Genomic DNA, 20,175 nt, shown 5'->3' on the forward strand with positions numbered 1-20,175 from the left:
ATGGCGAACCTCGAGCCGCTGATGCGGCGCAACTTCCTGGAGTACGCGAGCTACACGATCCTCGATCGCGCGCTCCCGGACCTGCGCGACGGCTGCAAGCCGGTGCAGCGGCGGCTTCTGCACACGCTCTTCACGATGGACGACGGCCTGTTCCACAAGGTCGCCAACGTGATCGGCGAGACGATGAAGCTGCACCCGCACGGCGACGTATCGATCGGCGACGCGCTGGTGGTGCTCGCGAACAAGGACTACTTCGTCGAGCGGCAGGGAAACTTCGGGAATCCCGTCACCGGCCATCCGGCTGCGGCCGCGCGCTACATCGAGTGCCGGCTCACGCCGCTCGCGCGCGAGACGCTCTTCAATCCGAACCTGACCGAGTTCGCGCCGAGCTACGACGGGCGCAGGCTCGAGCCGGTGTTCCTGCCCGCGAAGCTGCCGGTCACGCTCCTGCTCGGCATCGAAGGCATCGCCGTGGGCATGGCCACGCGCATCCTGCCGCACAACTTCGTCGAGCTGCTGCGCGGGCAGATCGCGATCCTGTCTGGCGAGAAATACAAGCTCGTGCCCGACTTTCCGACCGGCGGCCTGATGGACGTCTCCGAGTACGACAAGGGCCGCGGCAAGGTGAAGGTGCGCGCGAGGATCGAGGCGCGCGGCGAGAAGACCGTCGTGATCCGCGAGATTCCGTTCGGCACCACGACCGAATCGCTGATCGCCTCGATCGAGGACGCGTCGCAGAAGGGCCGAGTGAAGATCACCGGCATCGACGACTTCACCACCGACAAGGTCGAGATCGAGCTCTCGCTTTCGCGCGGGGTCTACGCCGAGGAGGTGATCCCGCAGCTCTACGCGTACACCGAGTGCGAGGTCTCGCTCTCGTCCTCGCTGCTCGCGATCCGCGGGCAGAAACCCGTCGAGCTGACCGTGAACGAGGTGCTCGAGGACGCGACCGCGCGCCTGCGCGAGCAGATCAAGGCCGAGCTCGAGTGGGACGAGAGCCGACTCGTCGATCGCCAGCACTGGATGACGCTCGAGCGCGTCTTCATCGAGAACCGCGTCTACAAGAAGATCGAGACCGCGAAGACCGAGGAGAAGGTCTTCGAGGCGGTCCACAAGGGCATGGCCGAGTTCCGCGCCGACTTCGTGCGCGAGATGAACGACGACGACGTGAAGCGCCTGCTCGAAATCCGCATCCGCCGCATCTCCGCCTACGACATCGAGAAGCACGCAAGCGAGCTCGAAGCCGTGCTCTCCGAGCTGACGGAGGTGCGCAGAAAGCTCAAGCACCTGACCAAGACGGTGATCGCCTGGCTCGAGGGCCTGATCGAGAAGTACGGCGAGAAGTACAAGCGCCGCACCAAGGTCACGTCGATCGACGAGATCGACAAGAAGGCGGTGGCGACCGCGAATCTGCGCCTCTCCTACGACGACGAGACCGGCTTCTTCGGCTCCGACGTGCGCGGCTCCGAGTTCGCGCTCGCCGTCTCGGAGTACGACCGCGTGCTGGCGGTCTCGAGCGACGGCACCTACCGCGTCATGCAGGCGCCGAAGAAGGTGCTGCTGCCGCGCAAGGTGCTCTGGGTCGGCGTCTTCGATCCGGAGCAGGGGAAGGACTTCACGCTGGTCTGGCGCGACGCCGAACGCAACGCCTTCGGCAAGCGCGTGCACATCTCGAGCTACATCCGCGACAAGGAGTACCGCTTCTTCAAGGACGAGCAGGGCAAGCTCGACCTGCTGCTCGAGGACGACTTGCGGCCCGGGCGCGTGCACCTGCAGTTCGTGGCCGCGAAGCGGCAGCGCCAGAAGGAGTGCGATTTCGATCTGGGCGAGCTCGAGTTCGCCGGCCTCACCGCGCGCGGGCAGCGCCTGGCGCCGAAACCGGTCGCGCGCGTAAAACACGTTCCCGTGAAGTGAAGCGGGGAGTACACTTCACCGCATCATGGGGCGAAGACTCGGATTCGCGCTCGGAGCCCTGTTCGGCCTCGCATTCCTCGCCGTCGCCTACGTCTCGGTAGGTCTGTTTCTCGCGCATCGGCAGATTCGCAATCTCGACCCGGAGCTTCCCGAGGTGGACGCGATCCTGGCGTTCGACCCCGCCGCGGATCTGCCGGTGAGCCTGTCGTGGCTGAACACTGCGAGTCAGAAGATGCCACGCTCCGCGGTGCTCGAGCCGTCCCTGGATCCGACGCCTGACGCGTCCTACACGATGGCCCATGCCTCTTTCGTGCTCGAGTGGTCGGACGGGAGGATCTTCCTGGTCGACGCGGGAATGGATCGCGACGCCGCGCTCGATTTCGGAAAGCCGCTCGAGCTCCTGGCCGGCGCCGAACCGATGGTTCCGCTCGGCTCGATCGCCGAGAAGCTCGGAGCTTCGCTGCAGCGTGTCGAGGCGATCGCCTTCACGCACGAGCACGCCGACCACACCCAGGGCGTCGCCGCACTGTGTCGCCTGCACACGAAGCCGCTGCGGCTGATCCAGAATCGGCTGCAGTTCGAGCAGTCGAACTACACGACGCGCGGGGCGCAGAAGCAGATCGCGGAAGCGCCGTGCCTCGAGCGCGAGGTCGCCGAAGGCGGCCCGCTATTCGCCGTGCGCGGGTTCCCGGGGCTCGCCTTCTTCGCGGCGGCGGGCCACACCCCCGGCTCGCAGGTCTTCGTTGCGCACGTGCGGGGAAGCGCGGGCGTGCGGACCTACCTGCTCACGGGGGACGTCGTGAACCAGATCGACGGCGTGCGCGGGAACATCCCCAAGCCCCGGCTCTACGAGATGCTGGTCGTGCCGGAAGCGCCCGAGCGCCTCGACGCGCTGCGCCGGCTGCTCGCCGAGCTCGAGCGCGATCACGGCGCCTCGCTGCTCGTCTCGCACGATCAGCTCTCGCTCGAGGCGAGCGGCGTTCGCGGCGAGTAGCACGCGGTATCCTGCGCGCGAATGTCGATCCAGGTGCTTCTCGTGGCGCTGCTCGCCCAGACCTGCGGGGGGCTCGCGCCGATCCTGACCAAGCTCGCGCTCGCGGGGATGGGGCCGTGGACCATGGTCGCCGCGCGTCAGATCCTCGGCGTGCTCGTACTGATCGCGATCGACCGGGCGACGCAGGGCGGCACGCGGAAGCGCGAGGCGTTCACGCGGCGCGACTGGGGCCTGCTGCTGCTGCTCTCCTGGGCCGGGTTCGCGCTGCCGCAGATCCTGCTCGCGAGCGGCATCGCGCTCTCGACGGGGACGAGCGGCGCCCTGCTCTCGCCGCTCGAGCCGATCGGCATCCTCGCCGGCGGCTGGCTCTTCCTGCGCGAGCGGCTCTCTCCGCTTCGCATCGCGTCGGTCGTGATCGGGGCGATCGGCGCGCTGCTGATCATCCTGCAGGGAGCCGTCCGGCCCGAGCTCGGCGACCCGCTCGGAGACGGCCTGATCGCGCTCGGACACGTGGCCTGGGCGATCTACACCCTCGCGGCGAAGCCGCTGCTCGCGCGCCACGACGCGATGCGCGTCTCGCTCGCAGCGGTGCTGCTCTCGATTCCGCCGCTGCTTCTGCTCGCGCTCGGCGAGGACTTCTCGCTCGAGCGCGCGCTGCCGGCGCTCGTCTGGGTCGTCGCGCTGGCGCTACTGGCGACCGCGCTGGGCTCGTGGTCGTGGAACTGGGCGCTCGGTCGGATGAGCGCTGGAACCATGGCGGCGTTCATCTTCGTGCAGCCTGTCGTCGGCCTCGCGGCCGGTCACTTCGCGCTGGGCGAGCCGGTCGGCGCGCTCGCGCTGGTGGGGGCCGCCGTGATCCTCGGCGGTGTCACGCTCGAGGCTGCACGCGGGGGCGCCTGAGCGCGCCGCGGCGCCACAGACCGCCGGTCCCGAAGGACTCCCAGCCGAAGCGCAGCCAGCCGAGCAGCGCGTGCGCGAGCCAGAGCGCCCAGGCCAGCATCGCGAGCCGGTACACGAAGAGCGGCACCGAGAGCGCGAACGCGCCCGGAAGCTCGGCCGCGGAGCGGTCCTGGTACCAGCGCAGCAGCTCGCGCGTCGACCCGTTGCCGCGGATCTGCATCTCTGGCGAGCCGAGCAGCCCCTGCTGGATCGCGAAGATCAGGCCCCCGAGCGCGAGGAGCGTCCAGCCGACGAGCGCGACCTGAAGCGTGACGAAGGCGACGTCGCCGTGAGGCGGGTGCGCGCGACGCCAGCCGAGCAGAAGCAGCCAGCCGACGATCGCGAGCGCGAGCCACACCTCCACCTGCGTGAGTCCGACGAGGAGCAGGATCCAGCTCGTGACTCCGAGCGGCGTGAGCTTCGTTTGCGCCAGGCCGAGCGCCAGCAGCAGCGCGACCGCGAGCATGCTCCAGAACAGAACCGCGGGACCCAGACGGGGCCCGCCGAGCACGAGCACCCAGCGGTCGAGCGGAAGCTCGAGCTCGAGCTCGACGTTCACGGCGTGCGATCCGACACCGACCGGTGGCATGCGCCAGAGAAAGGAGATTCCCATGGGCGTTCGCCAGGCGAGCTCCGCCGCGTGCGCGCCGGGCCGGATCGGCAGCACCACCCGGCTCCCGAGCTGGCGCAGCGGCTGTACCTCGCCGTCGATCGTCACGCTCGAAAGCTCCGCGCCCTCCGGCAGGGTGACTTCGTGCTGCGCGCCGCGGCTCGCGCGCACGCTGAGCGCGAGCTTCGCGTCGCTCGCGCGCAGACCGGGCGTCACGCGCAGCGCCGCGCGGTCGATCGTGAGCGTCGGCCCGGGCACGGCCTCGGGCCGCGTCACTCGTAGCTCGATCGCCTCGCCGGGCCAGGGCCGGAACTCGCGCGCGCGCGGCGCGGCCAAGCCCTCGCCTTGGATCGCCGGAATTCCCGTTGCATCGACGTGCCAGATCGGCGAGGCGTCCACGCGCCACACCTCGAGCCAGAGATCGCTCTCGGGCGCCGCGAGCGCGATCCGATCCGTCTGCGCGAGCGAGGAGCCGAAGACGACCTCGGCTGCGTCGGGCGCGAAGCTCACCTGGGCGCGGCCGTCGACCACCCGCACGCCCGCGCTCGTCACGGACTCGCCCGCGAGAAGCGGAACTTCCAGGAACAGGGCCTTCCCTGCGGGGGTCAGGCGCGCGACGCGCGTCTCGACCTGCCAGACGATCCCGAGCGAGAGCTCGCGCTCGATGCGAACGAAATTCGGGAGCTCTCCGGGCTCGAGCGCCTTCGGTCCCTCGCCTGCGGCGCGCGCGATCCGCGCCAGCTGCAGGCTCGAATCCGCGCGGCCATCGTCGTGAAGGCCGTGCACACGCCAGCCCGAGACCTGGACCTCGACCCGGTGCGGGCGCAGCGGCAGCGGCAGCTCGACCGCCTCGCGGTCGGGAAGCGGACCCTCCAACACCACTTGGTGGACCCCAGGCTCGAGTCCGAGCCAGAGCACACCGTCGGCATCGCGCGCGAGTGCGCTCGCGGGCGCGCCGTCCACGCTCACGAGCTCAGGCGTCCAATCGGCCGCCCCGCCCGGAAGCGGCACGGCCGTGCGCGCTGCCGCCGCGATCTCGATTCGCGCGCGCATCCGCAGCGCGTCGATCTCGAGCCGCATTCGCGGGCTCTCGGCACAGGTCGGCGCGCAGGAGGGAAGCTCGAGCAGTCGGGCTCGGAGCTGCTCGAGCAGATCGGCCGGCGGGAACTCGCTCGCGCGCGCGGCGCCCGTCGGCGCGAGCAGGAACGCCAGCGCCGCGAGCGAAGCGGCTGCCGCTCCGCGCCGTGCGCGCAGCCACGCGCCGAGGCGGTCGTCGAAGTCGCTCGCAGCCGCGAAGAGCGCGATCAGAAGCGCCACCCGCAGCCAGCCGAGCGCGAAGTTCAGAGCGGGCGGAACGAGCCAGAGCCGAAGCTCCTGCATGCGCTCCACCGGTCCGTTCCAGCCGAGCCGGACGCTGCGCCAGGTCCACGAGGGCAGGCCCGGCCCCGTCGAGACGAGCGCGCCGGGCTCGGGCGCGTAGTAGCTCGAGCGCGCGCGCTTTCGCGCCGCCTCGCGCGGCCTTCTCTCGTAGGCCCGGCCCTCGTCCGCTTCGCTCGTGGCGAGCGGCTGCTCGGCAAGCTCCCCTTTCGCGAGAACGGCGGACGCCGGCGCAAGCGACGCCGGAAACGCGAGCGCGTCGGGCTGCTCGAGCGCGGGGTACACCGCCATGCGTAGCTGGCCGATCGCGAACGGCACCGCGATCGCGACCAGGAGCACGAAGGCCGCGAGCCGCAGTCCGAGAAGCAGCGTGCGGAGCCGGCCCTCGGCCAGCAGGCGCACGAGCGCTTGTGCGGCCAGGAGCAGGAGCCACGCGTAGCGCGGCGCGCCGGATTCGGGCCAGATCAGCGCGAGCGCGACGGCCGCGACCGCACCCCAAGCGCGCGAGCGCAGCCGCGAGATCGCGAGCGCGATCACGAGCACCAGGAACAGGTCGAGCAAAGTCCAGGAACGGATCCACGTCTCGGAGACCGAATCCACGCCGCTGGCGTGGAGGATGCGCCAGCCCGGCGGCAGCTGCAGCGTTGCCGCTACGCTCGCGAAGTCGTGGTCCCAGCCGACCGCGGGAAGCGCGCGAAGCACGCCGTCGAAGCGGCCGTCGGCCTCGATCGCCGCGCTGCCCTGGCGAAGCTCGACGCCCGGGGCCGAGCCCTCGCCGACGCGCCCGATCAGCTGATCTACGCCGTCGACCGAGACGCGGCCGAGCTGGGACGGCTGCGGCATGTCGAGCCGCCAGCTGCGCGAGAGCCTTCCCGAGATGCGATCGTGGAAGGTGTAGCCGGTGCCGGCGAAATCGAGCCAGAGCGTTCGCTCGAGCGCGAGCTCGTCGGCCGCTGGATCGGCGTCGCCGCGGTGCTTCTCCGCGAGCGTCATCGCGCTCTCCTGCACGACGGCATACGCCGGAAGGTGTCGCCACTCGGCGGGAAGCGTGGTCTGCTGCGGATCGACCGCCGGCACGCCCTGGACCTCGACGGCGCGAAGTCTCGGCTCGGCCTCGAACGCCCAGATCTCCGTTTCCGGCCAGGGCGGCGCGGCGGCCGCCGGCCCGAGCGACGACACGGGCGCGACGCTGCGCGCGCGCACGCTCACCAGCCAGTCCCCGGGGCTCACCTGCACGCGAAGAAGGCCGTCGCTCTCGAGCCGCGCCGGAAGCGCGCTCTCGAGCTCGAGCGGGACCAGCCCGGCCGGGAGCACCGGCCCGAGCGAGACCTCGCGGGCCGTCCCCGAGACCCGCAGCTCGATTCGCGTCTCGAGCTCGAGCGGGATCGAGTCGCGCACTAGCCGGTTCACGACGAGATCGATCCGACTCTCGGCGGTGTCGGGAGTCGACCTCTCGCGCAGCCAGACGCGTCCGTCCGGATCGCGTCGCGGACGTTCGATCCCAGCGCCCGCGACGCGCAGCGAGAGCAGCGCCGTGTCGGGCGGGACCACGATCCCTTCGGGCAGCGTCGAATAGCCGAAGGCTCCCGTCGCGACGTGGCGACCGGCTTCGAGCCAGACCGAGGGCGAGCCTTCGCGCAGCAGGACGCTCGCGGGCGCCCCGTCGACCTCGACGTCCTGCGGCCAGAGCGCGGCGTCGCCGGGCAGGCGCAGCCACGCCGCTACGTCGAGCCGAACCTCGCTTCGAAAGCGCCCGGCGAGCGCCCCCATGTCGAGCTCGACGCGCGCCGGAAATGAACACAGTCGAGTGTCGGTCCTGCCGAGCACCAGCGCGCAGCCCGCGTCCTCCGAGCCGCGCAGCACCCAGTCGATCCATGGTGCCAGCGGCTCCGGCACCTGCGAGCGCAGCAGCGGCTCGCCCGCGGAGAGCATCGGAATCGAAACGAGACTCGAGCCCACCAAGAGCCAGAGCCGAAGGCTCCGGCGAATCACGCCTCGCATTCGACTCAGTCTAGCGGGCTTTCAGGCTCTCGCGTCCCGCCACGAGTCCAGGCTGTACAGGCCGACCGCGATCCAGATGCAGGCGAACGCGAAGGCGCGCAGGCGCGTGAACGGCTCGCCATACACGAGCACCGCGAGCAGGAACGAGAGCGTAGGCGAGAGATACTGGAAGATCCCCAGCGCCGAGAAGCTGAGCCGCCGGGCGGCGCTCGCGAACCAGATCAGCGGCAGCGCGGTCACCACGCCGGAGAAGACCAGCAGCGAGCTGGTCCGCAGGTCGGCGGTTCCCAGATGACCCTCGCCGGTGTCGCCCAGGACGAGGATGTACCCGAGCGCGAGCGGCGAGAGCAGCGCGGTCTCGAGGGCGAGCCCGGCGAGCGACGAGACCGGGGTCAGCTTCCGCACCAGCCCGTAAAGCCCGAAGGTCGCGGCGAGCGAGAGCGGCAGCCAGGGCGCCGCGCCCGAGCCGAAGCCGAGCGCGAGGACGCCGAGCGCAGCCACGCCGATCGCGATCCGCTGCACGCGGGAGAGGCGCTCGCCGAGCAGGAGCACGCCAAGCCCCACGTTCACCAGCGGGTTCAGGTAGTAGCCGAAGCTCGCCTCGACCAGGCGGCCGACCGAGACCGACCAGATGAAGATCCCCCAGTTGATCGCGATCAGGCTGCCGCTCGCGAGCAGCGCGAGCCGGTGGCGCGGCGAGCGCAGCGCCGCGCGAAGCTCCTGGCTGCGGCCGAGCGCGGCCACGAGCGCCAGCGTGAAGAGCAGCGACCAGACCACGCGGTGCGCGAGGATCTCCGCGGGCGTGACGTTTCCGAGCGCCTTCCAGTACGCGGGAAGCACGCCCCAGAGCGAATACGCCGCGAGCGCGAAGCCCGCGCCAGCTAGCCCCAGATCGCGGGTTTCTTCGCGCGCCACGGCCGAGCCGCCTCGAGCTGTGCCGCGACACGGAAGAGCGTCGCCTCGTCGCCGTAGCGACCGGCGAACTGCATGCCGATCGGGAGTCCCGTCGCAGACCAGTGCAGCGGAACCGACATGGCCGGCTGTCCGGTGAAGTTGAACGGCGGCGTGAACGGGAACGCGGCCGACTGGCGCTGGCCGACCTCGCGAGGGGTGAGCCGGACCGGATCGATGTGTCCGACCCGGGGTGGGGGCGTCCCCATCACCGGCGTCAGGTACACGTCCCAGCTCTCGAAGAACCCGAGCAGCTCGTGCGTCATTCGGCGCAGATCGCGGAGCGCGCGCATCACCGCCTCGCCGGAGAGCTTGCGGCCGGCGCGGATTCCCGCCCAGGTGAGCGGCTCGAGCTCGTCCTCTTCCGGCTCGCGGCCACGCCGCTCGGTCTTCTCCGCGATTCCCGCCGCGGAGCTCGCCGCGCCGAGCACGCCCTGGACGCGGTAGAGCGCGCGGTAGTCGATTCCCAGTCCCTGCTCGTGCACGTCGTGGCCGAGCTCCACCAGGAGCTTCGCGGCGTCCTCGAGCGCGCTTCGCACCTCGGGGTCGATCGGGCGGCCGCTCGGCGTCTCCGACGAGAACGCGACGCGAAGCCGTCCCGGCGGCACGCGAAGCTCCGCGAGGTACGACTTCGACCGCTGCGGTGCGGCGAACGGCATCGCCGCCTCCGGGTGACTCGTGGCGTCGAGCATCGCCGCGCTGTCGCGCACGCTGCGCGACACCACGTGACTCACCCCGAACCCGAGCACGTTCGCGCCGACGTCGAGCCCGCCGGGGTTCCGGTCGCGCGTGACCTTCAGGCCGAAGAGACCGCAGCAGGCGGCGGGGATTCGGATCGATCCCAGGCCGTCGCTCGCGTGCGCGAGCGGCACGATTCCGGCGGCGACGGCCGCGGCCGATCCGCCGCTCGATCCGCCCGAGATGTGCTCGGGGTTCCAGGGATTCCGGCACGGCCCGAGCCGGCGCGACTCGGTCGTGCCGGTGATGCCGAACTCGGGCGTGTTGGTCTTGCCCAGGATCACGAGCCCAGCCGCGCGCTGGCGTTTCACGAGCTCGCTGTCCTGGCCGGACACTTCGTCGGGCGCGAAGTGGCTGCCGTCGCTCATCGGCAGCCCTGCGACCTCCATGTACAGATCCTTCACCAGGAAGGGGACGCCGCGGAACGGCCCGTCGGGAAGCCCGCCGCGCGCCTCGCGGCGCGCCTGCTCGTAGGCCTTGGTGACCACCGCGTTCAACACCGGGTTGTGACGCTCGATCCGCAGGATCGCCTCTTCGACCAGCTCCGCCGCCGAGACCTCGCCGCGGCGCACGAGCTCCGCCAGTCCCAGCCCGTCGTACTCGCTGTACTCCGCGAACGCCATTGCCGCCCTCCTTGGCGTATTCTATGCGCATGGCAGATCAGAATCGTCAGTGGCTGTTGCGCGCGCGGCCGTCGGGAATGGTGAAGCCTGGCGACTTCGAGCTGCGCGAAGCGCCGCTGCGGGCGCTCGCCGACGGCGAGGCGCGCGTTCGCGTGCTCTACCTGTCGTTCGATCCGGCCATGCGCGGCTGGATGGAGGACCGCCCGAGCTACATCCCGCCGGTCCAGATCGGCGAGGTCATGCGCGCGGGAGCCGTAGGCCAGGTCGTCGAGTCGCGCAGCCCCGACTACGAGGTCGGCGACTTCCTGCAGGGGACGTTCGGCTGGCAGGACTACGCGATCGTCGCGCGCGGCGGGGTCATGCCCGCCGCGGTTCTGCCGAAGGGAGTCCCGCTCACCTGGCCGCTCGGCGTCTGCGGCATCACGGGGCTCACGGCGTACTTCGGCCTGCTCGACCTGGGCAAGCCCAAGGCCGGCGAGACCGTCGTGGTCTCGGGCGCGGCCGGCGCGACCGGCTCCGTCGCGGGCCAGATCGCGAAGCTGAATGGCTGCCGCGTGATCGGCATCGCCGGCGGCGCGGAGAAGTGCGGCTGGCTCACCGGAACGGCGCACTTCGACGCCGCGATCGACTACAAGCGCGAGAACGTCGCGCGCCGCCTGCACGAGCTCTGCCCGAAGGGCCTCGACGTGTACTTCGACAACGTCGGCGGCGAGATCCTCGACGCCGCGCTCGGCAATCTCGCCCAGCGCGCGCGCGTGGTGCTCTGCGGCGGGATCTCGGCCTACAACGAGGCCGCGCCCCCGCCCGGCCCGCGCAACCTGATGAACCTGGTGATCACGCGCTCGCGAATGGAGGGCTTCATCGTGATCGACTACCTCGCGCGCTTCGGCGAGGCCGCGGCGCAGCTCGCGAAGTGGGTCGCGGAGGGGAAGATCGCGCACGCCGAGGACATCCAGCACGGGCTCGAGAACGCGCCGCAGACCTTCCTTCGCCTGTTCCAGGGCAAGAATCTCGGCAAGCAGCTCCTGAAGGTCGCCGACCCGCCGATCGCGGGCTGAGCGCGCGCGTGAGTTTGGAGTTGCAAGCGAAGCGCGCAGCGAGGCGCAGCCGAGCGAAGGCGGGTGGCGCGCGGCCGCCCGCGCGCCGGGTCCCGTGAGAACCGATGTCCTGCTGATTCCGTTCGGCGCGAGCTGGCCCATGCTTCGCGTCGCCGCGCTCCGCGCCGAGGACGCCGGCTACGACGGCGTCTGGCTCTGGGATCATCTTCGCGGCGGGGGCGAGACCGGCCCCGCTCCGGTGCCAGAGTGCTGGACAGTGCTCTCGGCGCTCGCGGCGGTGACCTCGCGCGTCATGCTCGGTCCGCTGGTGCTGAACGCCGCGAACCGAAATCCCGGCGTGCTCGCGAACATGGCCGCGACGCTGCAAGAGGTCTCGGGCGGGCGGCTGCTGCTCGGGATCGGCGCGGGCGGCAGCCGCGCCACGCCGTACGCCGCAGAGCAGGACGCGATCGGCCTGCCCCCGGGCACCGACACCGAACGGCGTAAACGGGTAATCGACGTGATCGCGGCGCTTCGCCGGATCTGGTCCGGCGATCCGCCCGGCTTCCTGCGCCCTGCCCCGCCCCCGCCGATCATCGTCGGCGGCTTCGGCCCGCGCATGGCGCAGGTCGCGGGCCGCTACGGCGACGGCTTCAACTGCGCAGCCGGCCACCCGATGCTCCCCGAGCTGGTCCGCGACGCGCGCCAGGCGCACCGCGACTCGGGCCGCACGACACCGTTCCACGTCACCGCCTTCGGCGGCTTCCCGGGCACCGAAGCCAGCCGCAAGCGCCTCGCGGGCCTGGGCGTCGAGAGGCTGATCCTGCTCTTCGCCCCGCCTTACGCGGAGCTCGCGCTTCCGGGGCACTCCGCCCGGACGTAGACCAGGCTGGCGATCCAGAAGCGGCGCTGCTCGACCGTCTCGGCCCGGGCGAAGCCGGCGTCGCGCATCTGCGCGGTGAGCGCGTGGCTCGGGCCGCCGAAATCGAGCAGGTGCAGGCGCCCGCCCGGCCGGAGCACGCGCAGCAGCTCGCGCAGCACCGCGGGCTTCTGCTCGAGCGGCAAGTGGTGGAACATGAAGGAGGAGAGCGCGCGGTCGAAGCTGGCGTCGGCGAACGGCAGCGCGTCGCCGAAGCCCTGCTCGAACGCGATGTGGAGCCCGGCGCGCGCGGCCTTGGCGCGCGCACGCGCGAGCGCCTTCGCGTCGGGATCGAGGCCGACGATCTCGCAGCCGGGCTGCGCGCGCCTGGCCTCGAGCGCGAGCGCCCCCGTGCCGCAGCCGAGGTCGAGCACCCGCTGGCCGGGCGCGAGCTCGGCCTGCTCGAGCAGCCTTCGCAGCGCGGAGGGCGCGCCGAGCAGCCGCGTGAGCGGATCGTAGAGCGGCAGAAGCCAGTGAGCGCCGGCGGCGGGAAGGAAGTGGTGATGTGACTCGGCCATTCGTCTCACTCCGGCGCGGCCAGGCCCAGATCCTTCGCCAGAAGCCGCGTCACCATGTTGTCGGTCTCGAACTTCGAGTCCGCGGGAAGCACGCCGTAGTGCACCATCTGCTGCGCGATCCGGCTCATGATCACCGCGAACCGGTAGCCCGCGAAGATGCCGTAGAACTCCTGGTGCTTCGCCGCGCGGCCGGAGAGCTCCTCGTAGCGCGCGATCGTCTCCGGGTAGCTCGGAAAGCCCGGCAACCTCGGCACGCCGAGGCCCTCGCTGTGGTGGCGGTCGACGAAGATCGCCCAGGCCAGGTCCTGCTCGCCGTTTCCGTGCGTGGCCATCTCCCAGTCGAGGACCGCGAGCGGCTCGGCTCCGTCTGCGGAGAAGATGACGTTCCCGATCCGCGCGTCGCCCCAGACCAGCGAGTCACTCTCGTCGGCGGGCTGGTTCCGCACCAGCCACTGCCAGGCGGCCTCGATGGTCGGCTGCGGCCGCCCGCGCGCGACCCAGCGCATGTAGCGCTCCCAGTAGCGCATCTGCTGCTCGAGCCCGGTGCGGCCGAGCTCCGGCCGGTCCAGAAATCCCAGGCCCAGCCGGCGCCAGTCGAGCGAGTGGATCTGCGCCATCGACTCGATCCCGCCCCACCAGATCCGCGCCTGGCTCTCGGGCGCAAGCTCCTTCAGCCAGCCCTCGAGCGGGTACGGCGGCCGGTCGGACGGAACGCGTCCGTCGACGCGGCCCATCACGTAGAACTTCGCGCCGAAGACGCCCTCGTCCTCCGTCTCGAGCCAGTAGACGCGGGGCACCGGGACGCCGGCCGGCGCGAGAAGCCGCATGCACTCGAACTGAAGCGTCAGGTCGTACTCGGGAAAGACCGCGAAGCCGGTCGGCGCGATGCGCGCCACGAGCGACGCCGTGCGGTGTCGGCCCGCCTCGGTCCAGGCCAGGTCGAAGAGCAGCGTCTCGTTCGAGAAGCCCGAGCTCTGCGGCGCGACGAGCCGCGAGACCTCCACCTCCGTCGCGTTCGGGAGCTTGCCGCGCAGCCAGCGGGTCAGGCTCGCGCGGGCGGAATCGAGATCGCGCTCCCAGGCGGTGGGCACCCGGCTCCTTCGTCTAGCGCCGCGGCAGTCCCAGCACGCGCTCGGAGATGATGTTGCGCTGGATCTCGCTCGTGCCTGCGAAGATCATCGGCCCGCGGCTCTGCAGCAGCCGCTGCGCCCAGCGGCCCGCCTCGGGCGAGCGGTACGACTTGCGCTCGAGCTGGCCGAACGCGCCTTCCTGATCGCAGCCGAGCTTCGCCAGCCGGTGGCCCATCTCGGAGTAGTAGAGCTTCTGCAGCGACGACTCCGGCCCCGGCTTCACGCCCTGCGCGAGCGCCGTGAGCGAGCGCAGCGAGTTCAGGCGCAGCACCTCGAGCTCGATCGCCGCCTGCGCGACGCGCTGTCGGTACACGCCGTCGCGATTGCGCCGCGTGCGGCGCGAGTCGTCGACGAGCTGCTCGAACTCGCGCCGGTAGCCGGCGTAGCGCGAGAGCGTGGATGCGCCGCGCTCGTAACCCAGAACGGTGTTGGCGATCTGCCAGCCCTGTGTCGGCGCGCCGACCAGATTTGCGACCGGCACCTCGACGTCCTTGAAGAAGCACTGCGAGAAGCCGCGCCCGCCGGTGATCTGCACCAGCGGCGCGACCTCGATCCCGGGCGTCTTCATGTCGATCAAGAGGAACCCGATGCCCTCGTGCTTGTCCGCCTTCGGGTCGGTCCGCACCAGGCAGAAGATCCAGTCCGCGCGGTGCGCGAGCGACGTCCAGATCTTCTGTCCGTTCACGATCCAGCGGTCGCCGCGCAGCTCCGCGGTGGTGCGCAGGTTCGCCAGGTCCGAGCCCGCGCCGGGCTCCGAGTAGCCCTGGCACCACATCTCCTCCGCGCGAAGCATCGGGCGCAGGAAGCGCTTCTTCTGCGCCTCGCTGCCGTGGTGGATGATCGCCGGCCCGCAGAGCCCGATGCCCAGACCGTTCGTCACGGGCGGCGCGTCCTGCACCACGAGCTCCTCCTGCAGGAGCGCGTTCTCGACGTGGCCGCGGCCCTGTCCGCCGTACTCGACCGGCCAGGTCACGCCGACGTAGCCCGCGTCGTAGAGGTCCTGGTGCCAGCGGCGGACGCCCTCGAACATCGCGTCCTCTTCGTCGAACTCGTGCGCGTCCGCGTCGCGCCACCACGCGGGAACGTGCTCCCGGATCCACGCCCGCGCCTTCTCCCGGTACGCCTGCTCTGCATCGCTGAAGGTGAAGTCCATGGCGCCAGTCTACACGAGCCCGGTCACATCGAGCGCAAGTACCCCGATCCGCCGAGCCGGGCGATCGCGCGCTCGATCCGCGCGGTGCGGGTGCGCAGGTAGGCCGACGGGCGGTCGGCGTGCAGGAGGCGCGGCGCGGGAAGCACCGCGGCGAGCCGCGCCGCCTCTTCGCGGTCGAGGGCTCGCGCGGGCTTGCCGAAGTACCGCGCGCTGGCCGCGCCCGCACCAAACACACCGGGGCCGAACTCGGCGACGTTCAGATACACCTCGAGGATGCGCCGCTTGGGCCAGAGCGACTCGAGCAGCACCGTGAAGTACGCCTCGATCCCCTTCCGAGCGAAGCTCCGGCCCGGCCAGAGGAACAGGTTCTTGGCCACCTGCTGCGTGATCGTGCTCGCGCCGCGCATCGGCTCGCCATCCGCGGAATCCTCGAGCGCGTCGGCGATCTCTGCGAAGTCGAAGCCTGCGTGCTTCGGGAACCGCTGGTCCTCCGACGCCACGACGGCGATCGCGAGCTCCGGCGAGATCTGCTCGTAGTCGACCCAGCGATAGTCGGTGCGGTAGCCGCGCTCGCCGCGCGCCGCCGCCGCGATCCGAGACTCGATCATGAACGCGCTCGTCCACGGATCGACCCAGCGCATCAGCGCGACCGCGGCGACCGACACGGCGACGAAGACCGCGAGCGCCCGCGCAGACAGGACGAGCCCGCGCCGCGCGAGCGGGGCGAGGCTCCGCGCCTTTCGCGACACGCGCCGGTTCCCGCGCGATCTCCGCCTGTTCCTCGACTTCGAGCGCAAAGGACCGGCGATCGTATCGGAGATCCCCGTTCGCTCCAGTGCCCTCGGTTCGCGCGGTCCGCTGCGTCGGGGGTCGGAGGAAAGGCGCGGGCCGTGCGTCAGTCGCTCCGACCGAAGCCGATCCGCCGCTTCGGGCTCGCCTCCGCGATCATCAGCTGCCGGATCGCGGTGAACACGGTGCCGAACTGCGCATCGTACTTGCGCTCCAGGACGTCGAGCTTTCGAGCGAGCTGCTCGTGGCTGGCGAGCAGTCTTCGCAGCCGGACGAAGGCGCGCATGATCTCCACGTTCACGCGCACGGCGCGTCGACTGCGAAGCACGCTGGAGAGCATCGCGACCCCCTCTTCGGTGAACGCATAGGGCCGGTGTCGTCGACCGCCGCTTCCGTTTGAGATCACAAACTGTGATCTCAAACGAGTGAACTCGGCCGTCGAGAGCTGGAACATGAAATCCGCGGGGAAACGTGCCGGATTGCGCTTCACCGCCTGGATCAGCACGCGCGTCTCCACCGCGTAGAGAGAGGCGAGATCCTCGTCGATGATCACGCGATGGCCACGGATCCAGAAGATCGCCTCCGCGATCCTCCGGCTCGGGACGACGCTGCGCTTCTCTGCCACGGGTCACTCCCCGCGGGACCGAAGCGAATCGATACCGCAGAGATCACCCGCGGAAAAGACGGTGAACCGCGAGTCACATCGGAGACCGCCGCGCAGCCTACCGACCGGTGAACTTCGCCTTCTTCTTGCCGAGGAACGCGGCGGTTCCCGCGCGGAAGTCCTCGCTGCGGCCGGTGTACATCATGGCCTCGGCTTCCAGGTCGAGCACGTCGCGCAGGTTGCCGTGCTCGGCCAGGTTCAGGTGGCGCTTCATGTAGCGGTACGAGAGCGGAGGGCCTTCGGCCAGGCGATCGGCGAGCACGTCGACCTCCTTGCGGAAGACGTCCGGCGCGAACACGCGGTAGAGCAGACCGATGCGCAGCGCCTCGGCCGCGTCGAAGCGATCGCCGAGCAGGTACAGCTCGCGCGCCTTCGCGGCGCCCAGAAGCTTGGTCGCGAAGTACGAGCCGCCGAAGTCGCCCGAGAAGCCGATGCGCGCGAACGCGGTCGTGAACACCGCCCCGTCGACGGCGACGCGCAGATCGCACGCCATCGACATCGAGAGCGACGCGCCCGCCGCAGCGCCGTTGATCGCGGCGATGGTCGGCTTGGGCATCGTGTGCAGCAGGAACGACGACTCCTGCATGCGCTTCAACCCGTCGAACGATTCCTCGAGCGTCTGCCGCCCGCTCGCGTGCCGCTCGGCCGGGCCCGGCGCGCCCGGCGGCGCCAGGTCCGCGCCCGCCGAGAACGCGCGCTCCCCCGCGCCGGTGAGCACCACCACGCGCACCGACGAGTCGTCGGCGACCTCGCGAAGCTTCTCGGCGAGAAGCGCGAGCAGCTCGCCGGTGAGCGAGTTCATTCGATCGGGCCGATTCATGGTGACGGTGGCGACGCCGTTGACTCTGCGCTCGACGAGGATGGGCTGGGTCATGTCGCGATCCTACACCGCGCCTAGTCGCGCTGCGCGTTCCGCCGCGCGCTGCGGAGCGCGCCGATCGCGGCCTCCCACGCGCCCTCCCGGCAGAGCCCGCGCATGGACGCGTCCTCGTACTCCGTGAGCAGAGCCTCGAAGCGCACGAAGAGCTCACGCTCCTCGAAGCGGACGTGCCGCTCGAGAAGCGCCGCGAACTCGGCCAGCACCGGCGCGCTCGCCGCGTCACGGACCAGCTCGCGAAGCCGCGCGTGATCCGCGCGCGTGCGCTCCACAAGCCGGGTCTCGCCCGACTCCTCGAGCCGCGGCAACATCCAGCGCTCCTCGGTCGCGAAGTGCGGCTCGAGCTCGGCGGCAAACGCCCGGACCACGTCCCGCCACTGCGCGTCGAGCGCGCCCGCGTCGTCACCGCCGCGCTCCGCCGCTCGCCGCGTGCGGCGCGCGAGCACGAGCGCCGTGTGGTGATCCTCCGAGAGCGGCCGCAGGTCCGGGTGCCGCTTCACTTCGCGCTCCCGGCCCCGCCGACCTCGTAGCGCCCGATCTCCGCCCCGCCTGTCTCGGTACACCCGAACTCGGCGCGAATCAGGAATGGAGTCATGCAGCCCGCACTATACCGCCGTCGGGCAACCTCTATCCGGGCTTTGCCAGGAATCCTGCCAGCTGCTGCAGCAGCGCTTCGCGGCGGATCGGCTTGCTCGCGTAGTCGTCGCAGCCGATCGCGAGGCAGCGCTCGCGGTCGCCGGACATCGCATGTGCGGTGAGCGCGAGGATGGCGCCGCGGTATCCGGCGCTGCGAAGGCGCTTCACGGCGGCGTAGCCGTCGAGCACGGGCATCTGCATGTCCATCAGGATCACGTCGTAGGAATCGCCGCAGGCGAGCGAGTGCAGCGCGAGCTCGCAGCCCGCGGCGCCGTCGGAGGCGAGCTCGACCTCGAGCCCGGCGCGGCGCAGGATCGCGCTGATCAGGCGCTGGTTGTCTGGCCCGTCCTCGACGAGCAGAACACGGCCGGAGAGCCGCGTCGTGGTCGGCGCGACGGGCGCGCGCTCGAGCACCGCGAACTCTCCGACGCTCGCGGCCGGAAGCACGCGGACACTCGCGAGGTCGCCGCAGGGAACGCGCAGGCTGAAGCGGCTGCCGAGGCCGAGCTCGCTCGAGACGTCGACGTCGCCGCCGAGCATTCGCGCGAGCTTGCGCGACAGGCCGAGCCCCAGACCCGTACCCTGGTGCGCGCGCGTGACCGAGCCGTGCACCTGCGTGAACATCTCGAAGACGCGCTCGATCTGATCCGGCGCGATTCCGCAGCCGCTGTCGACGATCGCGAACTCGAGCCCGTCTTCGACCAGGCCGACCTCGATCCGAACGCGTCCCTGCGCGGTGAACTTGATCGCGTTTCCGACCAGGTTGATCAGGATCTGGCGCAGACGCGTGCGGTCGCTCTCGATCTCTTCCGGGATCCGGCCGACCGCGACCGCCTCGAGCGCCAGCCCCTTCTCGTTCGCCTGCACGCCGAGCAGGCTCGCGACCTCCGCGACGATGGCGATCGGCGAGAACCGCTCGCGCACGACTTCGAGCTTGCCCGCCTCGATCTTCGAGAGGTCGAGAATCCCGTTGATCAGCGAGATCAGGTGCGCGCCGTTGCGGCGGACCGTCGAGAGCGCGGCGCGGATCCTCGGGCTCGCGTAGGCGCTCTCCAGCTCGAGCTCCACCTCTTCGGCGAAGCCGAGGATCGCGGTCATCGGCGTTCGGATCTCGTGGCTCATGTTGGTCAGGAACTCGGATTTGAGCCGAGCCGACTCGAGTGCGCGTTCGCGCGCGTCGCCCAGATCCGCCAGCAGTCGCAGCTGGTCGCGCGCGAGCGTCGCGCCGAGCCACGCCATCGCCAGGCACATCACGCCGAAGCTGAATACGTCGACTGCGCGGTCGCTGGGCACGAGCCAGAGCGAGAGCGCGTAGAGCGCGGCCGTGGCCCCAGCGAGCGCGTAGGTGAGCCGAGGCCGCACCGGCGCGAGCGACGCGAAGGCGAGCGGCGTCATGGGAGCGAGCAGCGCATACGGCTTGTAGTCGAGCAGAAGGTGCGAGGGAGAGAAGATCACGCCGCCGCTGGCGAGAAGCGTCGCGGTGAACATCACAGGCTCCGGCCAGAGCTCGCCCGTGCGCCCGCGCGCGAGCCACCACAGCGCGACGAACCCGGACTCCAGGATCGCGAGATACAGAAGCGACGGCTCGAGCGGCGCGATTCCCGTCGCGACCGGAACCACGCAGAGCGGCGGCACGATGATCGCGAGAATTCGGGTGACGCTGCGCGCGCTGCGCACGAGCAGCTCGTAGACGCTCGCGCTCGCGGGGCTTGCGGACGACGTCGTCTCTTCCACACGCAACGACAACTCGTTCGCCCGCCTCCTGATACGAAATCGGATCCCGGGCAACGGAACTTGCGGTGGGGGAGCTAGCCGCGGGGCTCCACGCGCCAGTAGCGGGTCGACGGCACGGCGGTAGAGCTCGGTGTCTCGGGAAGCGCGTACTTTGCGGTGTAGGCCGCCCGCAGGCGCTCGAGCGTCGCCGCGTCGTCGAGCGGCACGAGCCGAACCTCGTAGACGTTCTCGCCGATTCCGACCCGCACCTCGGGATCGCGGTCGGCCCACGCCGGCCAGCGCTTGCTAAGCGGGTCGCGCGCGCCCAGATAGAGCACTCCATCCAGCGATGCACACCAGACGGTGACGGAATGCGGAATCAGGTACGGCGTGCGGACCTCGACCGCGATCTCGGCGTGCGCGTCGCTGAACGTCCAGTCCGACGGCAGCTCCGACACGACGTTCCCGCCGAGCCGCGTGCCGGGTCGGCGGTCCGAGGGGTCGATGCATGCCGCGAGCGCGGCGACGAGGATCGAAACGCTGGCCAGGGCTGTCCGCATCGTGGCATCGTGGCAACTCGAGGACGGCCCGT

Annotated in this window: 16 protein-coding genes; 5 read left to right on the forward strand and 11 right to left on the reverse strand. The window is 70.9% G+C overall.

Annotation, left to right across the window (positions count from 1 at the left end; genetic code table 11):
- The 3 genes from FJ108_04550 to FJ108_04560 are packed head-to-tail and all read left to right on the forward strand — an operon-like array spanning position 1 to position 3,808.
- Positions 1-1,914, forward strand: a complete 1,914-nt coding sequence (locus FJ108_04550) for a DNA topoisomerase IV subunit A (GenBank protein MBM4335170.1) — start codon at positions 1-3, stop codon at positions 1,912-1,914.
- Between the two features lie 25 nt (positions 1,915-1,939).
- On the forward strand, positions 1,940-2,908 hold the full coding sequence (locus tag FJ108_04555; protein MBM4335171.1) for an MBL fold metallo-hydrolase: 969 nt from the start codon (positions 1,940-1,942) through the stop codon (positions 2,906-2,908).
- Between the two features lie 21 nt (positions 2,909-2,929).
- Complete coding sequence (locus FJ108_04560; protein MBM4335172.1) at positions 2,930-3,808, forward strand: DMT family transporter; 879 nt, start codon at positions 2,930-2,932, stop codon at positions 3,806-3,808.
- Here the strand turns inward: FJ108_04560 and FJ108_04565 are convergent.
- Both FJ108_04565 and rarD read right to left on the reverse strand, forming a co-directional pair.
- Positions 3,777-7,826, reverse strand: a complete 4,050-nt coding sequence (locus FJ108_04565) for a hypothetical protein (protein MBM4335173.1) — start codon at positions 7,824-7,826, stop codon at positions 3,777-3,779. The two genes, FJ108_04560 and FJ108_04565, sit on opposite strands and share 32 nt — an antisense overlap.
- A gap of 30 nt (positions 7,827-7,856) precedes the next feature.
- On the reverse strand, positions 7,857-10,178 hold the full coding sequence (gene rarD, locus FJ108_04570) for an EamA family transporter RarD (GenBank protein ID MBM4335174.1): 2,322 nt from the start codon (positions 10,176-10,178) through the stop codon (positions 7,857-7,859).
- Between rarD and FJ108_04575 the strand changes: the two genes are divergently transcribed.
- Both FJ108_04575 and FJ108_04580 read left to right on the forward strand, forming a co-directional pair.
- Positions 10,177-11,205 carry an NADP-dependent oxidoreductase gene (locus tag FJ108_04575; GenBank protein MBM4335175.1) on the forward strand — a complete coding sequence of 343 codons (1,029 nt, stop codon included), beginning with the start codon at positions 10,177-10,179 and terminating at the stop codon, positions 11,203-11,205. The two genes, rarD and FJ108_04575, sit on opposite strands and share 2 nt — an antisense overlap.
- 94 nt (positions 11,206-11,299) lie before the next feature.
- A complete protein-coding gene (locus tag FJ108_04580) occupies positions 11,300-12,067 on the forward strand; it encodes an LLM class flavin-dependent oxidoreductase (protein ID MBM4335176.1) in 768 nt (255 codons plus the stop codon).
- Here the strand turns inward: FJ108_04580 and FJ108_04585 are convergent.
- From FJ108_04585 to FJ108_04625, 9 genes are all read right to left on the reverse strand, one after another.
- Positions 12,025-12,621 carry a class I SAM-dependent methyltransferase gene (locus FJ108_04585; protein MBM4335177.1) on the reverse strand — a complete coding sequence of 199 codons (597 nt, stop codon included), beginning with the start codon at positions 12,619-12,621 and terminating at the stop codon, positions 12,025-12,027. The two genes, FJ108_04580 and FJ108_04585, sit on opposite strands and share 43 nt — an antisense overlap.
- Positions 12,622-12,626: 5 nt before the next feature.
- Positions 12,627-13,712, reverse strand: a complete 1,086-nt coding sequence (locus FJ108_04590; protein ID MBM4335178.1) for a phosphotransferase family protein — start codon at positions 13,710-13,712, stop codon at positions 12,627-12,629.
- Positions 13,713-13,725: 13 nt separating this feature from the next.
- Positions 13,726-14,904 (reverse strand): acyl-CoA dehydrogenase, encoded by a 1,179-nt coding sequence (locus FJ108_04595; GenBank protein ID MBM4335179.1) that lies wholly within the window; start codon positions 14,902-14,904, stop codon positions 13,726-13,728.
- Between the two features lie 23 nt (positions 14,905-14,927).
- Positions 14,928-15,653, reverse strand: coding sequence for a monofunctional biosynthetic peptidoglycan transglycosylase (mtgA, locus tag FJ108_04600; GenBank protein MBM4335180.1), 726 nt, complete (start codon positions 15,651-15,653; stop codon positions 14,928-14,930).
- A 146-nt stretch (positions 15,654-15,799) separates the two neighbouring features.
- On the reverse strand, positions 15,800-16,318 hold the full coding sequence (locus FJ108_04605) for an ORF6N domain-containing protein (protein MBM4335181.1): 519 nt from the start codon (positions 16,316-16,318) through the stop codon (positions 15,800-15,802).
- Positions 16,319-16,415: 97 nt separating this feature from the next.
- On the reverse strand, positions 16,416-17,231 hold the full coding sequence (locus tag FJ108_04610; protein ID MBM4335182.1) for an enoyl-CoA hydratase: 816 nt from the start codon (positions 17,229-17,231) through the stop codon (positions 16,416-16,418).
- A gap of 20 nt (positions 17,232-17,251) precedes the next feature.
- Complete coding sequence (locus FJ108_04615; GenBank protein MBM4335183.1) at positions 17,252-17,734, reverse strand: hemerythrin domain-containing protein; 483 nt, start codon at positions 17,732-17,734, stop codon at positions 17,252-17,254.
- Between the two features lie 127 nt (positions 17,735-17,861).
- Positions 17,862-19,610 carry a response regulator gene (locus tag FJ108_04620; protein MBM4335184.1) on the reverse strand — a complete coding sequence of 583 codons (1,749 nt, stop codon included), beginning with the start codon at positions 19,608-19,610 and terminating at the stop codon, positions 17,862-17,864.
- Positions 19,611-19,678: 68 nt separating this feature from the next.
- Positions 19,679-20,143 (reverse strand): DUF2255 family protein, encoded by a 465-nt coding sequence (locus FJ108_04625; protein ID MBM4335185.1) that lies wholly within the window; start codon positions 20,141-20,143, stop codon positions 19,679-19,681.
- Positions 20,144-20,175 lie beyond the last annotated feature (32 nt).

The sequence above is a fragment of the Deltaproteobacteria bacterium genome (assembly GCA_016875225.1).
Taxonomy (GTDB): domain Bacteria; phylum Myxococcota_A; class UBA9160; order SZUA-336; family SZUA-336; genus VGRW01.